This window comes from Pseudomonas sp. BNK-7 (assembly GCF_048072025.1).
Classification (GTDB): Bacteria; Pseudomonadota; Gammaproteobacteria; order Pseudomonadales; family Pseudomonadaceae; genus Aquipseudomonas; species Aquipseudomonas danubii.
Window position 1 is genome coordinate 6,395,985 of the sequence record NZ_CP182252.1, and the last position, 22,400, is coordinate 6,418,384.

The window sequence follows — 22,400 nt, forward strand, 5'->3', positions numbered from 1 at the left end:
GATTTACAGAACCAGGAGCGGGATATTGAACCCCCGCTCCTGGTTTTTTTCAATCAGAACACCACGGTCTTGTTGCCGTGCACCAGCACACGGTCTTCCAGGTGGTAGCGCAGGCCGCGGGCCAGGACCATCTTCTCCACATCACGACCGAAACGCACCATGTCCTCGATGCTGTCGCTGTGGCTGACCCGTACCACGTCCTGCTCGATGATAGGACCGGCGTCCAGTTCTTCGGTGACGTAGTGGCAGGTGGCGCCAATCAGCTTCACCCCACGCAGGGAAGCCTGGTGGTAAGGCTTGGCACCGACGAAGGACGGCAGGAAGCTGTGGTGGATGTTGATCACCTTGTGCGCATATTCGCTGCACAACGCCGGCGGCAGGATCTGCATGTAGCGCGCCAGCACCACCACTTCGGCGTCGTGCTGTTTGACCAGACGCGAGACCTCGGCGAAAGCCGGCTCCTTGTCCTGGGGATTGACCGGTACGTGGTGATAAGGAATACCGTGCCACTCGACCATGCTGCGCAGGTCATCGTGGTTGGAGATCACACAGACGATCTCACAGTCCAGCTCATCGCTGTGCCAGCGGTGCAACAAGTCGGCCAGGCAATGGGACTCGCGACTGGCCATGAGCACCACACGCTTTTTCTCGGCGGTATCAGTGATTCGCCAGTCCATCGAGAACTCTTCGGCGATCGGCGCGAATGCCTCGCGAAAAGCCTCCAGGCCAAAAGGCAGGGAATCGGCACGAATCTCGTGGCGCATGAAGAACCAGCCACTGAGGTTGTCCGAGTGATGGCTCGCTTCGGTGATCCAACCGTTATGGGAGGCCAGAAAGTTACTGACTTTGGCAACGATGCCAACGCGGTCAGGGCAAGAAATCACCAACCGAAAGGTGCGCATGAGGGGGAAACTCCAGAACTTCGCAAAGGTCGCCATTCTAGCCACTGCGCGAAAAAACTGCAGTATCCATTGCGCGCCGGGCCTTGATTAGATTGGCAATCGCCGCTTGAAAAGCCTAATCCACAGCCACTGCAACGACAGATACCGACACTTGCCAATAGCGCACAACTAGTTTGTGAATAGCGCAGTTGAACCCTTCGACCTATTAAATACCGAAATGATTTTTACGTCTAAACACACTAAGAGAGACAAATAAAACAGCGGTATTATGTTTACTTGCACATACTCTCTGACTATTATTGCGACATTGTCACCCAGCCACTCAGCGCTCAATAAGGTAGTCCACATGTCCCTGATCAACGAATACCGTGCTACAGAAGAAGCCATTAAAGAACTGCAAGCACGTTTGAAAAACCTGTCCCAAGACGACAAACTGAAAACCGAACTGGAATTCGAAGGCAAACTGCGCAGCCTGATGGGCGAGTACTCCAAGTCCCTGCGCGACATCATCGCCCTGCTGGATCCGGACTCGAAAGTTAAAGCACCACGCGCCGCAGTAAAAACCACCGGCACCAAGCGTGCTCGTAAAGTTAAACAGTACAAAAACCCGCACAACGGTGAAGTCATCGAAACCAAAGGTGGCAACCACAAAACTCTGAAAGAGTGGAAAGCCAAGTGGGGCGGCGATGTGGTTGAAGGCTGGGCAACCCTGCTGGGCTAAGCCTTGCCAGTGAGCGCCCGGGCTCCTGCAGTCCGATTAAAAAACGCCAGCCCGCTGGCGTTTTTTTATGCCCAGGCAACCTGTTCCAGAGCCGGAGCCATCCTTCAAAGAGCCAGGCGCCCAGCCAGGGCCCGAACATGCTCACGCCACTCATCCAGCACCTGGCGCTGCTTCGGATCAGCACTTAACAACGATTGCTCAAGTCCCTGAGCAAAACTTTCCAGGGTATTGGGCGCGCCGAGTTTCGGGTCAAGCAAACGCTGCTGACAGAACCCGCGCCAACGCTCTTGCTCAGTTTTATCCAATGTCTCTGGAAAGTTGCGGGCACGGTAGCGAAAGAGCAATTCAGGCAAGCGCTCATCATCAAATGGCCACTGTTGCTGGGCCAAATGCAACGGATCAGCCTCACGCACTTGCTCACACAAACGCCGGTCGCGATCACCAATAAAGCCGTCGTACAACTGTTGCTCCGGGTCCTCGCTGGCCGCGAACTCATCAGGACCATAAATTACCGAAAGTTTATCCCGCCAAACTTCCTGGGCCTCAGTCAAAAGCACGCCACGGCGCTGGTACTGCTCCATGTCCAAGTGCAGCCGTTGTTGATCCTCCACACGCAAGACATTCAAGGGCGCCACTACCGGGCAGCGATTGATATGGATGAGTTTCAACGGCACTGGCAGCTCACCGTCCAGAAGATCTTCGCGCCGCGTATATAAACGCTGACGCAAGGTTTCGGCATCCAGATCCAGCAGCCCCTGCGGATCCAGATGCAGATCACAAACGATCAGCGCATTGCGGTTGCGTGGGTGCCAGGCCAGGGGCAGCACCACCCCGATGTAGTGCCGGGCCGCAGAGAAACGCCCGGAAATATGCACCAGAGGCTGCAGCAGGCGGATCTGATCCATCACCCGCTGCTTGCTGCGCAGTTGAAACAGCCAGTCATAGAGCTTGGGTTGCTTGTCGCGAATCAGACGCGCCAAGGCAATGGTGGCGCGGACATCGGACAGTGCATCGTGGGCCTGGCCGTGATCGATACCATTGGCAGCGGTCAGGCGTTCCAGCTTGAGGGTCACCTGCCCCTGCTCCTGCGGCCAGACGATCCCCTCAGGACGCAGAGCGTAGGCCGTACGCACCACATCGATCAGGTCCCAGCGGCTGTTGCCACCCTGCCATTCACGGGCATAGGGATCGAAGAAATTGCGGTACAGGCTGTAGCGGGTCACTTCATCGTCGAAACGCAAGGTGTTGTAGCCAACGCCGCAAGTCCCAGGGCGCGCCAGTTGCCCGTGCACCCGGGTCATGAAATCCGCCTCGCTCAAACCCTGCGCCGCCAGCCGGCTCGGGGTGATGCCGGTGATCATGCAGGCCACCGGGTGCGGCAGGATATCGTCGCTGGGCTGGCAGTAGAGGTTGACCGGTTCGTCGATCTCATTGAGCGCCAGATCGGTGCGAATACCGGCCACTTGCAACGGGCGATCGCTGCGAGGATTGATGCCGGTGGTTTCGTAGTCGTACCAAAAGAGGGAAGTCACGGCCTGTTCCTGAACTGAAAGACCGCCGCAGTCTAGGCGCTCAAGCATCCCCAGGGCCAGCCGCGCGAACCGGCGGCACACAGAGCGCCACGTTGAATTCGCAGTTAATGATGTCGTTTGCCCCTCGGACACTGCTAGCATCTGCGCTGGATTTTTCTCTACCAGGCCAAGCCCCTAAGTTGCCCATGCTTGAGACGACAGCAACGCCAAGGAACGCATCGCTGCACCCGCCACTGGATACGCGGTATCAGGTCGAAACCCCCGAGGGCATCGATCTGCCGCTGCGACCGGCGGGATTGCTGGTCCGCACCCTGGCGTTTGCCCTCGATCTGGGCATCCGCGGGCTGGTGTTGGGCCTGCTGTTCATTGTGCTGGGCTTTTTCGGCGAAATCGGCATCGGTCTCGGTTCGATCCTGCTTTTCCTGATCAGCTGGTGGTACATGGTGCTGTTCGAGGTGCTGAACCAGGGCCGCTCTCCCGGCAAGCAAATAATGGGACTGCGAGTGGTTCAGGACGATGGCACCCCCATTGGCTGGAGCGCCTCCCTGACCCGCAACCTGCTGCGTTTTGCCGACATGTTGCCGTTCGGCTACTTCCTTGGCGCGATCAGTTGCCTGCAGCATCCGACCTTCAAGCGCCTGGGCGACCTGGCCGCCGGCACCCTGGTGATCTATCGCGAGCAGTCGGTCAAGCGACCGGAACTGCCACCTGCCGTCCCCCGCTCCGCGCCTTTTGCCCTGAGCCTGAACGAACAACGGGCGATTCTCGAGTTTGCCGAACGTCAGAATCAACTGTCGGCCGAGCGCACCCGGGAACTGGCGGCGATCCTCGCGCAACCGCTGCATGTACCCACCGCCCAGGCCACTGCCGAACTCAACGGCATCGCCCGCGGTTTTCTGGGAACGACATGAAACAAAGCCTTTTTGAGAACCGTCATCAGGCGCAATGGCAACAGTTCGAGCATCTGCTGGACCAGTTGGAGCGACGCCGGGTCAAAGCCGAGGACTGCCAGAACTTCATCCAGGACTACCGCCGCCTGTGCCAGCACCTGGCCCTGGCCCAGGAGCGCGGTTACAGCAGTTACCTGATCGATCCATTGCAGCAGTTGGCATTGCGCGGCCATCAGCAGTTGTACCGACAGCGCACCGCCATCAGCGCCAACGTCCTGGGCTTCATACTGGCCGGTTTTCCGCGTCTGGTGCGCCAGGAGTGGCGCCTGGTGCTGATCGCCAGCCTGCTGTTCTTCGGCAGCCTGCTGGGTATCGGCCTGTTGGTGTACCTCTACCCCGAACTGGTCTATAGCCTGGTGAGCCCGGAGCAGGTGTCGGAAATGCAGAGCATGTACGAGCCCACCGACGGACGCCTGGGACGGGTCGCCGAACGCGCCTCTAGCCAGGACTGGGTGATGTTCGGCTACTACATCATGCACAACATCGGCATCGCCTTTCAGACCTTCGCCAGCGGCCTGCTGTTTGGCCTGGGTAGTGTGTTCTTCCTGTTTTTCAACGGCCTGATGATCGGCGCCATCGCTGGCCACCTGACCCAGATCGGCTTCGGCCAGACCTTCTGGCCCTTCGTCATCGGCCATGGCGCCTTCGAGCTGAGCGCCATTGCCCTGTCCGGTGCGGCCGGGTTGAAACTGGGCTGGGCCCTGATCGCCCCCGGTCGCCTGAGCCGCGGCGAAGCCCTGTTGCAGGCAGCGCGGATAAGCGTGCAATTGGTCTACGGGGTCATCGTATTCCTGCTGATCGCGGCCTTTATCGAAGCCTACTGGTCCTCCATGACCTGGCCTGCGCCCTGGATCAAATACAGCGTCGGCGCCGCCCTGTGGAGCCTGGTGGTGGCGTACCTGACCCTGGCCGGACGTGAATCCCATGCGCCTGAGTGACGCCAGCGTGACGATCCGCCCACGCAACCCCTGGGAAGCCATGGACCTGGGGATACTGCTGAGCCAGCGTCACCGGCGCCTGCTGATGACCAGTTGGGCCATCGTCAGCCTGCCGGTGTTTGCCCTGCTGAGCCTGCTGCTGTGGCAATCCCCATCCTTGGCAGTGCTGTTGTTCTGGTGGCTGAAACCGGCCTTCGAACGCCTGCCACTGTTCATCCTCTCCAAAGCCCTGTTCGGTGAAACCCCAAGCCTGGCAGAGGCGTTGAGGCAGTGGCCACGCCTGCTCAAGCCACAATTGCTGGCCAGCCTGACCTGGCGCCGCTTCAGCATGAGCCGCAGCTTTGTCATGCCGGTGGTGCAACTTGAAGGCCTGAGTGGCGATGCCCGGCAACAACGCCTGGCGGTCCTGCTGCAGCGCAATGCCGGGGCCGCACGCTGGTTGACCCTGATCGGCATGCACCTGGAAGGCGCCTTGTGGATCGGGTTGATGGTGCTGTTCTACCTGCTGCTGCCACAACAGATCGAACTGGACTGGAACTGGCAGAGCCTGGTCATCGCCGCCCAGCAGGACTGGTTCTGGCTGGAACACCTGACCAACGCCTTCTACGCTCTGGTCCTGGTGATCTGGGAGCCCATCTACGTGGCCTGTGGCTTCAGCCTGTACCTCAACCGCCGCACCGAGCTCGAGGCCTGGGACATCGAACTGGTTTTCCGTCGCCTGCGCCAGCGTCTGGCGGGCGTCACGGCGCTGCTGCTGGTGACCGGCCTGATGCTGGCGATGCCGGGCGCATCGATCTGGGCAGCCACCCCCAGCACTTCCGTGGCCGGCCCCGAAGCGCCACGACTGCTGCAGCAACCGCTGACCAGCAAAGCCTCGAAGGACAGCATCCAGGGCATCCTGGAAAAGCCGCCGTTCAAGAACCAGGAGTCGGTCACCCGCTACCGCTTCGGCGAAGAGCAGGCACAGAAGAAAGACGCCAAGGGCAAGCCGCCGGGCTGGCTCAAGAGCCTGCTTGAGAACCTCGACAACAACAGTTTCGGCAGCCTCGCCAAGGGCCTGGAAATCCTCCTCTGGGCCTTGCTGCTAGGGGCCCTGGGCTGGCTGATCTGGCGCTACCGCGATTGGCTGCGAGCCTTTGTCAGCCGCCGTCCGCTAACGCGCAAGAAACGCCCCGCCGCGATCCCACAGCAACTGTTCGGCCTGGATGTCAGCAGCGAAACCTTGCCTGCCGATGTGGCCGCCCGCGCCGAGGAACTCTGGTCCAGCCAGCCCCGGGAGGCCCTGGGCCTGCTTTACAGGGCACTGCTCAGTCGCCTGCTGGAAGACTTTCATCTGCCCCTGAGCGTGGCCGATACCGAAGGCCAGGTACTGGAGCGGATCAAGGCCTTGCAACAACCGCCCCTGGAGGCCTTCAGCCGCGAACTGACGGAGCATTGGCAGAACATGGCCTACGGTCACCGGGTTCCCGGCGCCGATCTGCAGCCGCAACTGTGCGACGCCTGGCGCAGTCTGTTCGGCCCAGGAGCTCCAGCATGAAGCGCTATCTATGGGGCAGCCTGGCCCTGTTGCTGATCCTGGTACTGGGAGCCGCCGGCTACTACCTGTACCGCCACGCCACGCCCTATCAGGAACTCGTCGATCACGGCCCGTCGCCCGAAGCCCGCGCCAATCCCTACCTGGCCGCCGAGCTGTTTATGCGCGAACGCGGCCTCAAGGTCGATCACGCCAACGGCCTGGAAGTACTGGCCACCTTGAAGCCCGCCGGCAACAGCCTGCTGTTGCTGGGGGAGCGCTCCAACATGAGCCCGCGCCAGGCCGACCAGGTGCTGGATTGGGCCCGTGCCGGTGGCCGACTGATCTTTGTCGCCGAAGCCCTGTGGGACGATGACACTCAGCAAAGCGGTGACTTGCTGCTGGATCGGGTGCAGATCCATCAACAGCTCAGTGAAGACCTCGAGGAGCCGCCGGAACAGGAAGCCAACGACGCCTTTCCAAAGCTGACCAAAGTCTATCTGGAAGACGAACAGGCCCCGGCCTACATCGGCTTCGACACCGCCTTCCACCTGGACGACCCGGACAGCCTGGCCCAGTCCTGGGCCAACAGCGGCGTGGCCACCCACATGATCCAGCTCGACTACGGCCAGGGCTCGGTCACCGTGCTGACCGACGCCGACATCTGGAAAACCCCGGCCATCGGCCTGTACGACAACGCCTGGCTGCTGTGGTACCTCAATACCGATACGGCCGTGACCCTGCTGTTCAACACCGACCACCCGAGCCTGTGGCAATTGCTCTGGCGCTATTTTCCCCAAGCGTTGGTAGCCCTGGCCCTGTTGATCGGCCTGTGGCTGTGGCAGGCCGGTAGCCGCCAGGGGCCGTTGCTGGCACCGCCGCCCAAGGCCCGGCGTCAACTGCGGGAGCACCTGCGCGCCAGTGCCGACTTCATCCTGCGCCATGGCGGCCAGGGCCCACTGCTGCAGGCCCTGCAACTGGATATCCGGCGCCGGGCACGACGTCGCCATCCGGGTTTCGAACAACTGGAACCCGAAGCCCAGTGGGACGTGCTCGCCCTGCTCAGCCAGCAGCCTGTCGATGCTGTGCGCCAAGCCCTGCAACCGGTGTCCGGGCAGCGCCTTTCCGGTGCTGATTTCAGCCACCAGGTCGCCCACCTGCAAACTCTCAGGAATGCCCTATGAGCGAACAACCCGTCGAATCCCTTGACTCCTCCGAGGCGCCTCAGCCCCAGGTCCATGCGGCCCAGCAGCGCCAGCGGGCCAGCCAGCTGGCGCAGGCGGTGCGCCAGGAACTGCAGAAGGTGGTGATCGGCCAGGAGGCCGTGATCGATGATGTGCTGACGGCGCTGATCGCCGGTGGCCACGTGTTGCTCGAAGGCGTCCCTGGTCTGGGCAAGACGCTGCTGGTACGGGCCCTGGCCCGCTGCTTTGGCGGAGAGTTTGCACGAATCCAGTTCACCCCGGACCTGATGCCCAGCGATGTCACCGGCCACGCGGTGTACGACCTGCAGACCGAACAGTTCAAACTGCGCAAGGGTCCGCTGTTCACCAATCTGCTGTTGGCGGACGAAATCAACCGCGCCCCAGCCAAGACCCAGGCCGCGCTGCTGGAAGCCATGCAGGAACGCCAAGTGACCCTGGAAGGCCGGGCCCTGCCCATCGCCCAGCCATTCATGGTCCTGGCGACCCAGAACCCCATCGAGCAGGAAGGCACCTACCCGCTGCCGGAAGCCGAACTGGACCGTTTCATGCTCAAGTTGCGGATGGACTACCCGGACGCCGAGGAGGAACTGAACATGGTTCGCCAGGTGGCTCGCTCGACCCGCGCCGACATGCTTGATGTACAGCCCCTGCGTACCGTGCTCCAGGCCAAGGACGTGCTGGCCCTGCAGCGCATCGCCAGTGAACTGCCCCTGGACGAACAGGTGCTCGACTATGCCGTGCGCCTGGCCCGGGCCACCCGCAGCTGGCCGGGACTGACGCTGGGCGCTGGCCCGCGTGCCTCCATTGCCCTGGTGCGCGGAGCCCGGGCCCGGGCCCTGCTGCGGGGCGGCGAATTCGTGATCCCGGATGACATCAAGGGCTGCGCCCTGGCCGTGCTAAGGCATCGGGTACGGGTCGCTCCGGAGCTGGATATCGAAGGGCTGTCGGTGGAACAGGTGCTCAAGCAGATGCTCGAGCAGATTCCGGCACCGCGCCTATGAGCCGCCCACACTGATGAAGCCGACTCGTCTGTTGCTGATCTGGCTGGGCACCCTGACCGGCCTGTACATCCTCCTGGGAGCGGTGCGAGCCCTGGGTATCGAGGCGCTGCCGCGCCTGGACTCGATCGCCTGGGGCCTGTTGCTGGCGCTGTTGCTGCTGGCGCTGCTGGATGTCCTGCGCTTGTCGCGCCTGGCCTCGCCCGATATACAGCGTCAGTTGCCCGGCAGCCTGCCCCTGGGACGCTGGAGCGAAGTGCAACTGGAGATCCGCCACCCTTATCGGCAAGCGCTTGAGGTGCAACTGTTCGACCATCCGCCCCAGGGCTTGAGCTTTGAGCACCTGCCACAATCGGTGAGCCTGGAGCCGGGCCAGGTCAGCCGAGTGGGGTATAGCGTGCGACCGCTGCAACGAGGGCATTTCAACTTCCACCAGTGTGAAGTCAGCCTGCCCAGCCCCTTGGGTCTGTGGAGCGCCAGACGACGGTTGAAGGTCCACGACAGCTCCCGGGTCTACCCGGACTTCGCCCGCCTCTATGGCGCGCAGTTGCTGGCAGTGGACAACTGGCTCAGCCAACTCGGGGTGCGCCAGTTGCAACGCCGCGGGCTGGGCCTGGAGTTCAATCAACTGCGGGAGTTTCGCGAAGGCGACAGCCTGCGGCAGATCGACTGGAAAGCCACCGCCCGCCAGCGCACACCCATCGCCCGGGAGTATCAGGACGAACGCGACCAGCAGATCATCTTCATGCTCGACTGCGGACGCCGCATGCGCAGCCAGGACGGTGAGCTGGCGCACTTCGACCATGCCCTCAACGCTTGCCTGCTGCTCAGCTATGTCGCGCTGCGCCAGGGGGATGCCGTGGGCCTCTACAGTTTTGCCGGAGAGCGCTCGCGCTACCTTGCGCCAGTCAAGGGCTCGGCCCAACTGAGTGTGCTGCTTAACGGCGTCTACGACCTGGACACCAGCCAGCGTCCAGCCGACTACCAGGCTGCAGCCAGTGAATTGCTGGCGCGGCAGAAGCGTCGGGCGCTGGTGGTACTGGTCACCAACCTGCGGGATGAAGACGACCAGGAGTTGCTGACTGCGGTCAAACGCATCAGCCGCCAGCACCGGGTACTGGTGGCCAGCCTGCGCGAGGAAGTGCTCGATCAGTTGCGCCAAAGCCCAGTGCAGACCTTGCCCGAGGCGCTGATCTACAGTGCCGCCGTGAACTACCTCAATAGCCGGGCCGAACTGCATGAACGCCTGAGCGCCCACGGCATCGCCCTGCTCGACGCCCGTCCAGGCGAGCTGGGGGCGGAGCTGGTCAGCCGGTATCTGAGCTGGAAGAAAGCCGGCAGCCTGTAGTGGGCTACCGCGACATTCAGGCCGATGTCTGCAACGGATGGAAGCTGAAGTAGTGCCGCAAGGCCTGCTCCAGTTCAGCGAATTCGGCGGTCGCCCGCAGCAGGCTGAAACCGCTGTCGTACTGGTGAGGGGTCAGGTCCTCATGGCACCACAGGCAACAGGCGCTGAAATCGATGAACTGCGTCTGTCCATCACTGCCGGGGACTTTCACCCGCAGCTCGAACTCGGCACCGATCAGCATCGGCAACTGGCTGATCAACATCAGCCCGTCAGCGGAAATATTGCCCAGGTAACCGACAGGCTTGTCGGTAAACCGGTTGAAGACTTTCAAGTAAGACGGCAGTTGATGCCGCTCGATCCGAGGTTCCGTGAACATGCTGGGTATCGCTATGAAAGGTCATTAAGCATGACCGCACTAGTGCTTCGGAACGGGCCTTGAGTAGCGGCTCGTTCTCCCGGATTCGAGGTGCGAGGAAAATCTTCACAAGGATTTCAACGCCACTGCGCCAGGCAGGAACCGTGCAGTGTTCGAACAACCTGTACAAATGTTAGCTCAAGCGCGAGGGGCAATTACACTGCCCCTGACCGGTATCGCTTACAACGCTGTACGGCGAACTTGTGCTGCACCGTTTGCCGGGTAATGCCCCAGTTGCTGCAAGGTGTCCAGGCGCGCACGGGCACGGTAGGCGTATTCGCTGCTGGGGTACTGGGTAATGATGAACTGATAAGTCTGCGCCGCATCGACGAACAACTTCTGCCGCTCCAGGCATTGCCCGCGCAGCATCGACACTTCCGGCTGGATGTAAGGCCGCGCACGACTGTTGCGGTCGACCTGGCTCAACTCGAGCATCACGCTCTCGCAGTTGCCGCGGTCATAAGCGCGGTAGGCGTTATTCAAATGATGGTTCATGGACCAGCGGGTGCAGCCGACAACACTGACGGCCAAGATAGCAATGAGTACGAATCGCATGGGGTATCTCCTGTCTTGTGCAGTGTATCGACTCATCGGCAAAAATCTTCAAGGTTGTTGCGGTAAACAAACAAAGCAATAAGTAGTGCAAACGAACAATGACTACAACTTCGGAGCATAGTAGCCTCTCGTTGCGCTTGAACTCAGGAGTCCGTGCATGTCCGTTCGTCGTACCAAAATCGTTGCCACCCTTGGCCCGGCCAGTAACTCGCCGGAAGTTCTCGAACAGTTGATTCTCGCGGGCCTGGATGTTGCCCGTCTGAACTTCTCCCACGGCACTCCGGACGAGCACAAGGCTCGCGCCCAACTGGTCCGCGACCTGGCCGCCAAGCACGGCCGCTTCGTGGCCATCCTCGGCGACCTGCAAGGCCCGAAAATCCGTATCGCCAAATTCGCCAACAAGCGTATCGAACTGAAGATCGGTGACAAGTTCACCTTCTCCACCGTGCACCCGCTGACCGAAGGCAACCAGGACATCGTCGGCATCGACTACCCGGACCTGGTCAAGGACTGCGGCGTCAATGACGAACTGCTGCTGGACGATGGCCGCGTGGTGATGCGCGTGGAAACCGCCACCGCCACCGAGCTGCATTGCGTGGTGACCGTGGGCGGCCCGCTGTCCGACCACAAAGGCATCAACCGTCGTGGCGGCGGCCTGACCGCTCCGGCCCTGACCGAGAAAGACAAGGCCGACATCAAGCTGGCGGCCGAAATGCAGGTCGACTACCTGGCCGTGTCCTTCCCTCGCGACGCCGCCGATATGGAATACGCGCGCAAACTGCGTGACGAATCCGGTGGTACGGCCTGGCTGGTGGCCAAGATCGAACGCGCCGAAGCCGTGGCCGACGACGAAACCCTCGACGGCCTGATCAACGCCAGTGACGCCGTGATGGTGGCCCGTGGCGACCTGGGTGTGGAAATCGGCGACGCCGAGCTGGTGGGCATCCAGAAGAAAATCATTCTTCACGCGCGCCGCCACAACAAGGCAGTGATCGTCGCGACCCAGATGATGGAGTCGATGATCCAGAACCCGATGCCGACCCGTGCCGAAGTGTCCGACGTGGCCAACGCCGTGCTCGACTACACCGACGCGGTCATGCTCTCGGCAGAAAGCGCCGCCGGTGCCTACCCGCTGGAAGCGGTCCAGGCCATGGCGCGGATCTGTGTCGGTGCGGAAAAGCACCCCACCAGCAAGACCTCCAGCCACCGCATGGGCAAGGTGTTCGAAAGCTGCGACCAGAGCATCGCCCTGGCCGCTATGTACACCGCCAACCACTTCCCTGGCGTCAAGGCGATCATCGCCCTGACCGAAAGCGGCTACACCCCGTTGATCATGTCGCGCATCCGTTCCTCGGTGCCGATCTATGCCTACTCCCCGCACCGTGAAACCCAGGCGCGTGCAGCCATGTTCCGCGGCGTCTACACCATCCCGTTCGACCCGGCTTCCCTGCCGCCTGAGCAAGTCAGCCAGGCTGCGATCGACGAGTTGCTCAAGCGCGGCGTAGTAGAGAAAGGCGACTGGGTGATTCTCACCAAGGGCGACAGCTACCACACCACCGGCGGCACCAATGGCATGAAGATCCTGCACGTTGGCGACCCGATGGTCTGAGCCCTGGCTTGCTGAACGCAAAAGCCCCGGAGGTGGAAACCCCGGGGCTTTTTTGTGTCCGTCCTTCCCTGTAGCGACAGGTGTTAGCCTTTGGCGAAAAAACCCGACAAGGCGGCGATGGCTTCTGGTGAACGCAGGCGCTGAGTGAACTGCGCGCCCTCTTCTTCTATTACCTGGCGCAGTTGCTCACGATAGGGAGCCTTCATCAGGCGCTTGCTCACCTGCACCGCCTCCGGCGCCAGTTGGCTGAAACGCAATGCCGCCTCCCTGGCTTTGGCCAGGGCTGCCGCGCCATCTCCCAGGGCCGCAGTGGCAATGCCCCAGGCCGCCGCCTGTTCACCACTGAAGCCTTCGCCGAGCAGCAACAACTCAGCGGCCTTGGCCTGTCCCAGCAAGCGCGGCAGGATCAGGCTCGAGCCAAATTCCGGGCACAGCCCGAGGTTGACGAACGGCATGCGCAATCGTGCATCACGGCTGACATAGACCAGATCGCAATGCAGCAACAAGGTGGTGCCAATGCCCACGGCCGCGCCGGCCACCGCAGCCACCACCGGCTTGCGGCAATCGAGCAGGTTGCGCATGAACTGGAACACCGGGCTGTCGAGGTCCCTGGGCGGCTGTTGCAGGAAGTCGGCGATGTCGTTGCCGGCGGTAAAGCATTCACTGCTGCCGCAGATCAGCAGGGCATTGATTTGCGGATCGGCGTCCGCCTCGGCCAGGGCTTGCGCCAGACGACTGTACATGGCACGGGTCAGGGCGTTTTTCTTGTCGGGGCGGTTCAGGCGCAGGGTCAGCAGCCCGCCCTCGCGTTGCAGCTCGATGGCATCGGTCATGAAGATCTCGCTCTGGAAAAATCAGCGCTCAACCACGGGGCAGGAACACATCGGCCAGCAGTTGATTGCGCGGCAGCCCCGCCAGGTACAGGCGTCGGGCAAAGGCCTCGACACTGTCGGGGTGCCCGCAGAGTAAGGCCTGGGTTTGCCGGGAAACAAGTCGCAGTTGCGCCAGGGCCGTCGCCAGCTGCGCGCCCTGCCACAGCTCCACACTCAGCTGGGGACGGTTCGCTGCCAGGGCTGCCAAGGGTTTGGCCAGGTAATGTTCGGTGGCGTCATGGGCCAGGTGAATGATGCGGATAGGGCCTTGGTGATCCTGACGCAGGGCTTCGCGCAACACCCCGAACAAGGGCGCCAGGCCGGTTCCCGAGGCCAGCAGCCAGAGCGGTCGCTGCTGCCAGTCCGGATCGTAGTGCAAGGCGCCGCCGCGCAACTCGCCCAGGCGGATCGGGTCGCCCAGTTGCAACTGGCGTGCGGCGTCGCTGAATTGTCCCGGATGCCGGCAGTCCAGATGAAACTCCAGGAAGCGGTCCTCTTCCGGCAGACTGGCCAGGGAATACGGCCGGGCGATCTGGCTGGTGGTCCACAGCACCAGGTGCTGGCCGGCGCGATAACGCAATGGCCGCTCAGGCTGCAGACGCAAGCGCAGGACTGTGGGCGATAGCCAGTCGAGCCCGACCACTTGGGCCGGCCGGCCATCGCGCAACGGATCGAACGTCTCGACCTGCAGGTCCTCCACCACCTGGCACTGGCAGGCCAGGCGCCAGCCACGGCGGCGCTGTTCATCGCTCAGGGCATCCGGCCGACTGTCGTTGGGCAGGCCCTGGACGCAATGCACCAGGCAGGCATGACAACTGCCGGCGCGACAACTGTAGGGCACCGCCACACCGGCCTGATTCAAGGCATCCAGCAGGTTGCTTGCCGGTGCCACTGTCCAGCGCCGGCTGCCCACGGTCAATTCAGGCATCGAGGTTTTCCCAGGCGGCGGAACAACGATTGCGGCCGTCGCGCTTGGCCCGGTACAGCGCCTGATCGGCGCGTTGCAGGGCATTGTCCAGATCATCGCCGGCCTGCAGCAGGGTCATCCCTGCCGACAGGCTCAGGTCACGCACATTCAGGCCCACCAATTGCACCTCCATGAAGGCCAGGCGCAGACGCTCGCAACAAGAGGTCAGGCGCTCGGCATCACAGTCGGGCAGTAGCACCACAAACTCCTCACCGCCGTAGCGGGCCAGTACATCACCGTCCCGCAGGCAGGCCGTGGCCACCGCGGCGAACGCCTGCAGCACCTGATCGCCTGCCGCATGGCCGTGAAGATCGTTGATGCGCTTGAAATGATCCAGGTCGATCAGCGCCAGCCCATGCATCTGTTCCTGGTCCATGGCCTGCAACTCACGGCTGGCGATACGCAGGAAGTGCCGGCGATTGAACAGCCCGGTCAACTCATCGGTAGCCACCAGATCTTCCAGTTGCCGCATCATCCCCCGCAGGGTGTCCTGATGGGCCTGCAAGGCAAAACGCCGTTGCCGCATGCGCGAACGCGACGCCTGGACATAGGCAGCGTACAGGCACATCCACACCAGCATCACCAGCAGCACACAGAGTTGCAGCGCCGCCAGTTGGGGATCCTCGAGGACAAAGCGATAGCCGTCCCACAGGTTGACCCCGGCAAAACAGAAGAAGATCAGCGCCGCGCAACGCAGGTAGGCCCGACGGGATAAATGAAACAGGCCGAACAGCAGCGGCAGGATATAGAACACCAGGAAAGCGCCCCGGGCCTGATCCAGGTGGGCGATCAGCCAAGTCTGCCAGGCAATGCCCAGGACCACTTGGACTTCAGTCAGGCTGGGATCGGCAAAGCGCAGGTTGCGCCCGCTGATGAACACCCAGCACAGCAGGCCCTGAGTGGCCAACACCAACCCCGAGGCCAACAGCGCACTGCTGGTGGAGGCGCGATAGTGCCCCGCGAGAACCGCCAGCCAGAACAGCAGCAGGATCAGTCCGTAGGTGCCCGCAGCAATGGTGAAGCGCTTGAATAACAAGCTCTGGATGGCTTTATGGGTCAATCGTTGACTCACCGTGAGAAAGGAGGCTTAAAGAGTTTCCTACCCTGCAGGCCAGTTGCAACTTTAGTGCTGCGCCCGGCAAATGACTATCCAAATTTTAAGCCGTGTTCTGCGGTTTTGCCGCTGATTCACGCAAGAACAGTGCCCACCCGATGGGCGACTTTCGTTTGCCCGGCTGGCGGGTGTGCCGGGCCCCCAGGCGCGGTATACTGCCGCGCCTTTTTAGCGTCGCGCCAGTTGTCTGTCCGGCGTGCCTTAGAAGGTGTCTGCAACCGACCGATACACCCTGCTGCAGCCACCTTATTAAATGTTCCCGTCTTTTAGAGGAGCGCGACTCATGACCGTGATCAAGCAAGACGACCTGATTCAGAGCGTTGCCGACGCCCTGCAGTTCATTTCCTACTACCACCCCGTGGACTTCATCCAGGCGATGCACGAGGCCTACCTGCGCGAGGAATCGCCGGCCGCTCGTGACTCCATGGCACAGATCCTGATCAACTCGCGCATGTGCGCCACCGGCCACCGGCCGATCTGCCAGGACACCGGGATCGTCACCGTGTTCGTTCGCGTGGGCATGGACGTGCGCTGGGACGGCGCCACCATGAGCCTGGACGACATGATCAACGAAGGCGTGCGTCGCGCCTACAACCTGCCGGAAAACGTCCTGCGCGCTTCCATCCTGGCCGACCCGGCAGGCGCTCGGAAAAACACCAAGGACAACACCCCGGCGGTGATCCACTACTCCATCGTTCCCGGCAACACCGTGGAAGTGGACGTGGCGGCCAAGGGCGGCGGCTCCGAGAACAAATCGAAGATGGCCATGCTCAACCCGTCCGACTCCATCGTCGACTGGGTCCTCAAGACCGTACCGACCATGGGTGCCGGCTGGTGCCCACCGGGCATGCTGGGCATCGGCATCGGCGGCACCGCCGAGAAGGCTGCGGTGATGGCCAAGGAAGTGTTGATGGAGTCCATCGACATCCACGAGCTCAAGGCTCGCGGCCCGTCCAACCGCATCGAAGAAATGCGCCTGGAGCTGTTCGAGAAGGTCAACCAGCTGGGCATCGGCGCCCAGGGCCTGGGTGGCCTGACCACGGTGCTCGACGTGAAGATCATGGACTACCCGACCCACGCCGCCTCCCTGCCGGTGTGCATGATCCCCAACTGCGCCGCCACCCGTCACGCGCACTTCGTGCTCGACGGTTCCGGCCCGGCCGCACTGGAAGCGCCACCTCTGGACGCCTACCCGGAAATCGTCTGGGAAGCCGGTCCGTCGGCACGTCGGGTCAACCTCGACACCCTGACCCCGGAAGACGTGCAAAGCTGGAAGCCGGGCGAGACCGTGCTGCTCAACGGCAAGATGCTCACCGGCCGCGACGCGGCGCACAAGCGCATGGTGGAGATGCTGAACAAGGGTGAAACCCTGCCGGTAGACCTCAAGGGTCGCTTCATCTACTACGTCGGCCCGGTTGATCCGGTGGGCGACGAAGTGGTGGGCCCGGCCGGCCCGACCACTGCCACGCGGATGGACAAGTTCACCCGGCAGATCCTCGAGCAGACCGGCCTGCTGGGCATGATCGGCAAGTCCGAGCGTGGCCCGACCGCCATCGACGCGATCAAGGACAACAAGGCCGTGTACCTGATGGCCGTCGGCGGCGCCGCCTACCTGGTGGCCCAGGCGATCAAGAAGTCCAAGGTCCTGGCCTTCGCCGAACTGGGCATGGAAGCGATCTACGAGTTCGAGGTCAAGGACATGCCAGTGACTGTCGCCGTCGACAGCAAGGGCGAGTCGGTCCACATCACCGGTCCCGCCATCTGGCAGAAAAAGATCAGTGACAGCCTGGCGGTAGAAGTGCAGTAAGCCCTTCTAACGTTTGGCCAAAGCGGCGGTGCTGTTGAGACAACAGCCCGTCGCTTTTTTTATGCCGCGCCCTTTCGCGACACTGTCGGCGATCAACGTTCCACCCGTCGCTCATGCTATCGTTCCCGCCCCCATTGCAGCCTGCCCCGACTCATGGCCCAGATCTCTCGCCCTATCCGCTTGACGTTCTATATCCTGGTTATTCTCGCTGGCACCGTCATCAGCGCCGGCCTGGCCATGCGCCACGCCGAACGCCAGACGCTGGTAGAGGATGCCGCACGAGCCAATGAACAGCTAGGGCTGTACGCCAACTCGCTGCACACCCTGATCGAACGCTATCGCGCCCTGCCAGCGGTGCTGGCCCTGGACCCGGAACTGCGTTCGGCACTTCAGGGCCCGGTGACGGCAGACACCCAGGATGCACTGAACCGCAAACTGGAAAAGATCAATGGCGCCGCCCGCTCCTCGACCCTGGAACTGCTGAACCATGAAGGCCTGGCCGTGGCGGCCAGCAACTGGCGACTGCCCAGCAGCTATGTCGGCCACAACTATGGTTTTCGCCCCTACTTCAAGCAGACCCGCAGCCAGGGCAGCGGGCGTTTCTACGCCGTGGGCGTCACCAGCGGCATTCCGGGGTATTTCCTCTCCAGCGCGGTCAAGGCCGACAACGAGGACTTCCTCGGGGCCATGGTGGTCAAGCTGGAGTTCCCCGAACTGGAGCATGAATGGAGCCAGGGCAACGACACCCTGCTGGTGAGCGACGCCCGAGGCATCATCTTTATCGCCAACCAGCCCGGCTGGCGTTACCGGCAGTTGCAACCGCTGTCCGCAAACGACCTGGCGGAGATCAAGCTGACCCGCCAGTACGACAAGCAACCGCTGACGGCGCTGCAACATACGACCCTGCAAACATTCGACGACAACAGCAGACTGGTCCAGGTCGAAGGCCCCGAGGGCGTGGCCAACTATCTCTGGGAATCCCTGCCGCTGACCGCCGAAGGCTGGACCCTGCACCTGCTGCGCAAGCCGGCCAGCGCTTTCGAGGAAAGCCGCAATGCCGGGCTGGCGGCCGCCGGTGCCTGGCTGACCCTGGTGTTCCTGTTGCTGTTCCTCAGCCAACGCTGGCGCTTGGGGAAAATCCGCCAGCGCAACCGTGAAGAGCTGGAACAGTTGGTCCAGGAACGCACTCGGGATCTGCGCACCGCCCAGGAAGGCCTGGTGCAATCGGCCAAGCTGGCCGCCCTGGGGCAGATGTCCGCGGCCCTGGCCCATGAAATCAACCAACCCCTGACCGCCCAGCGCATGCAGCTTGCCACGCTGCGGCTGCTGCTGGATCACGGCCGGGTGGATGAGGCTTACAAAGCCCTGCGACCATTGGACGACATGCTGACCCGCATGGCCGCCCTTACCAGCCACCTCAAGACCTTCGCCCGCAAGAGCCCCAGCGGCCTGCGCGAACGCCTGGATCTGGCCGCGGTGGTGGACCAGTCGCTGCAGCTGCTGGAAACCCGGCTGCGTGCCGAAGACATCCAGATCGAGCTGCACCTGACCCGCCCGGCCTGGGTTCGCGGTGATGCCATCCGCCTGGAGCAGGTGCTGATCAACCTGCTGCGCAATGCCCTCGACGCCATGCACAACAAGCCTGAAAAGCACCTGCAGATCAGCCTCGAGGCCGAGGACCAATTGTGGCAACTGCGGGTCGCCGACAACGGCGGCGGGATCGCCGAAGAGCACCTGCTGAGCGTGTTCGACCCGTTCTTCACCACCAAGCCGGTGGGTGATGGCCTGGGCCTGGGGCTGGCCGTGTCCTACGCCATCGTCCATGAACTGGGGGGACGCTTGAGCGCCGCCAACCAGAATCAGGGCGCGGTGTTCACCCTCAGCCTGCCCATCGATCTGGAAGCGCACATCCAATGCTGAACTCGGTAATCGTGGTGGATGACGAGGCCAGCATCCGTACCGCCGTCGAACAATGGCTGAGCCTGTCGGGATTCGAGGTCCAGCTGTTCAGTCGCGCCGAGGATTGCCTGGCGCAACTGCCGAAGAACTTCCCCGGGGTGATCCTCAGCGATGTGCGCATGCCCGGTATCAGCGGCCTGGAGCTGCTGGCCCAGGTCCAGCGCCTGGACCCCGACCTGCCGATCATCCTGCTGACCGGTCACGGTGACGTGCCCATGGCGGTCGAGGCCATGCGCGACGGTGCCTATGACTTCCTGGAAAAACCCTTCAGCCCCGACACCCTGCTCAGCAGCCTGCGCCGGGCCCTGGACAAACGCCGCCTGGTCCTGGAAAACCGTCGCCTGCACCAGCAGGCTGACAGCCGGGCCAAGCTCGACGCCACCCTGCTCGGCATGTCCCGGGCCCTGCAGACCCTGCGCCGCCAGGTACTGGATCTGGCCGCCTTGCCCGTGAATGTGCTGATCCGAGGTGAAACCGGCAGCGGCAAGGAATTGATCGCCCGCTGCCTGCACGACTTCGGTCCCCGGGCCGGCAAGCCCTTTGTCGCCCTGAACTGCGCAGCGATACCCGAGCAGTTGTTCGAGGCCGAGTTGTTCGGCCATGAAAGCGGCGCCTTCACCGGCGCCCAGGGCAAGCGCATCGGCAAGCTGGAGTACGCCCATGGCGGCACGCTGTTTCTCGACGAGATCGAAAGCATGCCCCTGGCCCAGCAGGTCAAGCTGCTGCGGGTGCTGCAGGAGCAGAAACTGGAACGCCTGGGCTCCAACCAGAGCATCAAGGTCGACCTGCGGGTGATCGCCGCCACCAAGCCCGACCTGCTGGAGGAGGCCCGGGCCGGACGCTTTCGCGAAGACCTGGCCTATCGCCTGACCGTGGCCGAACTGCGCCTGCCGCCACTGCGTGAGCGCCGCGAGGATATTCCACAGCTCTACGAACACTTCGCCCAGGCCGCCGCCGAGCGCCTGGGGCGCAGCGTCGCGCCCTTGAGTGGCGCCCAGTTGAGCCGCCTGCTCAGTCACGACTGGCCGGGCAACGTGCGCGAACTGGCCAACGCCGCCGAGCGTCAGGTGCTGGGCCTCGGGGAGCCGGAGGCCGAAGTCCTCGAAGCCGGCCAATCCCTGGCCGCGCAGCAAGAAGCCTTCGAAGCCCAGTGCCTGCGCGCTGCCCTGACTCGCCACAAGGGCGAGATCAAGGCCGTGCTCAACGAACTGCAACTGCCGCGCCGGACCCTGAATGAAAAAATGCAGCGTCACGGCCTGACCCGGGAAATGTTCCTCAAAGACCCATAACCCTCGTCCCTGTAGAAGCCGGCTTGCCGGCGAACAGGCCCTCAAGCCAGGTGTAGCCCCACCCATACCCGCAAACGGCAAGCCGCCCGAACACGCCTCCCAGGTGCCGCGCACCTTTCGGCAATTTCCCGCCTACCCCACAGGCACCCATAGGCGGATTTCCGCTCATCACCACCGATCAAACCCCTCTAGCCCGGGCCTCTTGTCCTTGGCACAGGTCCTGCTACAGCCCCAGCAGGCTGCGCTTGCGCGCGCTCCACAAAAACAATGAATAGAAGGGTCCGTCATGGATATCTCTAATACCCTGCCTGCCGGGTCGGCGGCTGCATCCGCCACCGAAAAGACCACCGCCAGCCGCCTGAAGTCGATCTTCAGCGGTTCCGTGGGCAACATGGTCGAGTGGTACGACTGGTACGTCTACGCGGCATTCTCGCTGTACTTCGCCAAAGTCTTCTTCCCCAAGGGCGACACCACCGCGCAACTGCTGAACACCGCCGCGATCTTCGCCGTGGGCTTCCTGATGCGCCCGATCGGTGGCTGGCTGATGGGCCTGTACGCCGACCGCAAAGGCCGTAAAGCCGCGCTGATGGCTTCGGTGCTGCTGATGTGCTTCGGCTCGCTGATCATCGCCCTGACCCCGGGTTACGAAACCATCGGCGTCGGCGCCCCCATCCTGCTGGTGCTGGCGCGCCTGATGCAGGGCCTGTCGGTGGGCGGTGAATACGGCACCTCGGCCACCTACCTCAGCGAGATGGCGACCAAGGAACGTCGCGGCTTCTTCTCCAGCTTCCAGTACGTGACCCTGATCTCCGGTCAGCTCATCGCCCTGGGAGTACTGATCGTGCTGCAGAACATTCTGACCACCGAGGAGCTGCAATCCTGGGGCTGGCGGATTCCGTTCGGCATCGGCGCCCTGTGTGCGGTCGTGGCCCTGTACCTGCGTCGCGGCATGGAAGAAACCGAGTCCTTCACCAAGAAGAAAGAGAAGCCCAAAGAAAGCCTGATGCGCACCCTGATGCGTCATCCCAAGGAACTGATGACCGTGGTCGGCCTGACCATGGGCGGCACCCTGGCCTTCTACACCTACACCACCTACATGCAGAAATACCTGGTGAACACCGTCGGCATGAGCATTTCCGACTCCACCACCATTTCTGCCGCCACGCTGTTCCTGTTCATGTGCCTGCAGCCGGTGATCGGTGCACTCTCGGACAAGGTGGGCCGGCGGCCGATCCTGATCGCCTTCGGCATCCTCGGCACCCTGTTCACCGTGCCGATCCTCACCACCCTGCACACCATCCAGACCTGGTGGGGCGCGTTCTTCCTGATCATGGCGGCACTGATCATCGTCAGTGGCTACACCTCGATCAACGCGGTGGTGAAGGCCGAGCTGTTCCCCACTGAAATCCGTGCCCTGGGCGTGGGCCTGCCCTACGCGCTGACCGTATCGATCTTCGGCGGCACTGCGGAATACATCGCCCTGTGGTTCAAGAGCATCGGCATGGAAACCGGCTACTACTGGTACGTCACCGCCTGTATTGCCTGTTCGCTGCTGGTCTACGCGACCATGAAGGACACCCGCAAGCATTCGCGGATCGAGACCGACTGAAAACCACAGCGCCCGGGTGCAAGGCCCGGGCGCTTTTTTCGCGATCTGTGGGGGAGGCTTTCGCCGGCCAGCCGGCGCCTACAGAAAGTGGGTGTGG

Annotated in this window: 19 protein-coding genes; 12 read left to right on the plus strand and 7 right to left on the minus strand. The window is 62.7% G+C overall.

Features of this window, described 5'->3' with window-relative positions; genetic code table 11:
* Window positions 1-53: 53 nt before the first annotated feature.
* Window positions 54-902: a formyltetrahydrofolate deformylase gene (purU, locus tag ACMGF8_RS28840; RefSeq protein WP_102860540.1), complete on the minus strand. Its 849-nt coding sequence runs from the start codon at window positions 900-902 to the stop codon at window positions 54-56.
* 346 nt (window positions 903-1,248) lie between these two features.
* Between purU and mvaT the strand changes: the two genes are divergently transcribed.
* A complete protein-coding gene (gene mvaT, locus ACMGF8_RS28845; protein WP_102860539.1) occupies window positions 1,249-1,623 on the plus strand; it encodes a histone-like nucleoid-structuring protein MvaT in 375 nt (124 codons plus the stop codon).
* A gap of 104 nt (window positions 1,624-1,727) precedes the next feature.
* On the opposite strand, the gene sbcB is transcribed toward mvaT, so the two are convergent.
* On the minus strand, window positions 1,728-3,155 hold the full coding sequence (sbcB, locus tag ACMGF8_RS28850) for an exodeoxyribonuclease I (RefSeq protein WP_115580765.1): 1,428 nt from the start codon (window positions 3,153-3,155) through the stop codon (window positions 1,728-1,730).
* Between the two features lie 185 nt (window positions 3,156-3,340).
* Between sbcB and ACMGF8_RS28855 the strand changes: the two genes are divergently transcribed.
* The 6 genes from ACMGF8_RS28855 to ACMGF8_RS28880 are packed head-to-tail and all read left to right on the plus strand — an operon-like array spanning window position 3,341 to window position 10,107.
* Window positions 3,341-4,066 carry an RDD family protein gene (locus ACMGF8_RS28855; protein ID WP_115580766.1) on the plus strand — a complete coding sequence of 242 codons (726 nt, stop codon included), beginning with the start codon at window positions 3,341-3,343 and terminating at the stop codon, window positions 4,064-4,066.
* Window positions 4,063-5,043 (plus strand): stage II sporulation protein M, encoded by a 981-nt coding sequence (locus ACMGF8_RS28860; RefSeq protein ID WP_102860536.1) that lies wholly within the window; start codon window positions 4,063-4,065, stop codon window positions 5,041-5,043. Before ACMGF8_RS28855 ends, ACMGF8_RS28860 begins: the two co-directional genes overlap by 4 nt.
* Window positions 5,030-6,580: a DUF4129 domain-containing protein gene (locus ACMGF8_RS28865; RefSeq protein ID WP_416758049.1), complete on the plus strand. Its 1,551-nt coding sequence runs from the start codon at window positions 5,030-5,032 to the stop codon at window positions 6,578-6,580. The genes ACMGF8_RS28860 and ACMGF8_RS28865 overlap by 14 nt, the downstream gene beginning before the upstream one ends.
* Window positions 6,577-7,740: a DUF4350 domain-containing protein gene (locus tag ACMGF8_RS28870; protein ID WP_102860534.1), complete on the plus strand. Its 1,164-nt coding sequence runs from the start codon at window positions 6,577-6,579 to the stop codon at window positions 7,738-7,740. Before ACMGF8_RS28865 ends, ACMGF8_RS28870 begins: the two co-directional genes overlap by 4 nt.
* Window positions 7,737-8,762 carry an AAA family ATPase gene (locus ACMGF8_RS28875; protein WP_102860533.1) on the plus strand — a complete coding sequence of 342 codons (1,026 nt, stop codon included), beginning with the start codon at window positions 7,737-7,739 and terminating at the stop codon, window positions 8,760-8,762. Before ACMGF8_RS28870 ends, ACMGF8_RS28875 begins: the two co-directional genes overlap by 4 nt.
* A 13-nt stretch (window positions 8,763-8,775) precedes the next feature.
* Window positions 8,776-10,107 (plus strand): DUF58 domain-containing protein, encoded by a 1,332-nt coding sequence (locus ACMGF8_RS28880; RefSeq protein ID WP_416758051.1) that lies wholly within the window; start codon window positions 8,776-8,778, stop codon window positions 10,105-10,107.
* Between the two features lie 16 nt (window positions 10,108-10,123).
* Here ACMGF8_RS28880 and ACMGF8_RS28885 read toward each other — a convergent pair whose 3' ends face one another.
* On the minus strand, window positions 10,124-10,483 hold the full coding sequence (locus ACMGF8_RS28885) for a PilZ domain-containing protein (RefSeq protein WP_102860531.1): 360 nt from the start codon (window positions 10,481-10,483) through the stop codon (window positions 10,124-10,126).
* 219 nt (window positions 10,484-10,702) lie between these two features.
* Window positions 10,703-11,077 (minus strand): hypothetical protein, encoded by a 375-nt coding sequence (locus ACMGF8_RS28890; protein ID WP_102860530.1) that lies wholly within the window; start codon window positions 11,075-11,077, stop codon window positions 10,703-10,705.
* A gap of 157 nt (window positions 11,078-11,234) precedes the next feature.
* Between ACMGF8_RS28890 and pyk the strand changes: the two genes are divergently transcribed.
* A complete protein-coding gene (gene pyk, locus ACMGF8_RS28895; RefSeq protein WP_016963242.1) occupies window positions 11,235-12,686 on the plus strand; it encodes a pyruvate kinase in 1,452 nt (483 codons plus the stop codon).
* An 83-nt stretch (window positions 12,687-12,769) separates the two neighbouring features.
* Here pyk and ACMGF8_RS28900 read toward each other — a convergent pair whose 3' ends face one another.
* The 3 genes from ACMGF8_RS28900 to ACMGF8_RS28910 are packed head-to-tail and all read right to left on the minus strand — an operon-like array spanning window position 12,770 to window position 15,585.
* Complete coding sequence (locus tag ACMGF8_RS28900) at window positions 12,770-13,519, minus strand: enoyl-CoA hydratase-related protein (RefSeq protein ID WP_102880705.1); 750 nt, start codon at window positions 13,517-13,519, stop codon at window positions 12,770-12,772.
* Between the two features lie 28 nt (window positions 13,520-13,547).
* Window positions 13,548-14,486, minus strand: a complete 939-nt coding sequence (locus ACMGF8_RS28905; protein ID WP_102860528.1) for an iron-sulfur-binding ferredoxin reductase — start codon at window positions 14,484-14,486, stop codon at window positions 13,548-13,550.
* Complete coding sequence (locus tag ACMGF8_RS28910) at window positions 14,479-15,585, minus strand: sensor domain-containing diguanylate cyclase (protein WP_207166448.1); 1,107 nt, start codon at window positions 15,583-15,585, stop codon at window positions 14,479-14,481. The genes ACMGF8_RS28905 and ACMGF8_RS28910 overlap by 8 nt, the downstream gene beginning before the upstream one ends.
* A gap of 337 nt (window positions 15,586-15,922) precedes the next feature.
* Between ACMGF8_RS28910 and ACMGF8_RS28915 the strand changes: the two genes are divergently transcribed.
* The 4 genes from ACMGF8_RS28915 to ACMGF8_RS28930 all read left to right on the plus strand — a co-directional run bounded on the left by ACMGF8_RS28915 (window position 15,923) and on the right by ACMGF8_RS28930 (window position 22,303).
* A complete protein-coding gene (locus ACMGF8_RS28915; RefSeq protein WP_102860526.1) occupies window positions 15,923-17,446 on the plus strand; it encodes a fumarate hydratase in 1,524 nt (507 codons plus the stop codon).
* Between the two features lie 153 nt (window positions 17,447-17,599).
* Window positions 17,600-19,366 carry an ATP-binding protein gene (locus ACMGF8_RS28920; protein ID WP_102860525.1) on the plus strand — a complete coding sequence of 589 codons (1,767 nt, stop codon included), beginning with the start codon at window positions 17,600-17,602 and terminating at the stop codon, window positions 19,364-19,366.
* Window positions 19,360-20,694 carry a sigma-54-dependent transcriptional regulator gene (locus ACMGF8_RS28925; RefSeq protein ID WP_110651394.1) on the plus strand — a complete coding sequence of 445 codons (1,335 nt, stop codon included), beginning with the start codon at window positions 19,360-19,362 and terminating at the stop codon, window positions 20,692-20,694. The genes ACMGF8_RS28920 and ACMGF8_RS28925 overlap by 7 nt, the downstream gene beginning before the upstream one ends.
* Before the next feature lie 286 nt (window positions 20,695-20,980).
* Window positions 20,981-22,303 (plus strand): MFS transporter, encoded by a 1,323-nt coding sequence (locus tag ACMGF8_RS28930; RefSeq protein WP_047305837.1) that lies wholly within the window; start codon window positions 20,981-20,983, stop codon window positions 22,301-22,303.
* The last annotated feature ends 97 nt before the right edge of the window (window positions 22,304-22,400 follow it).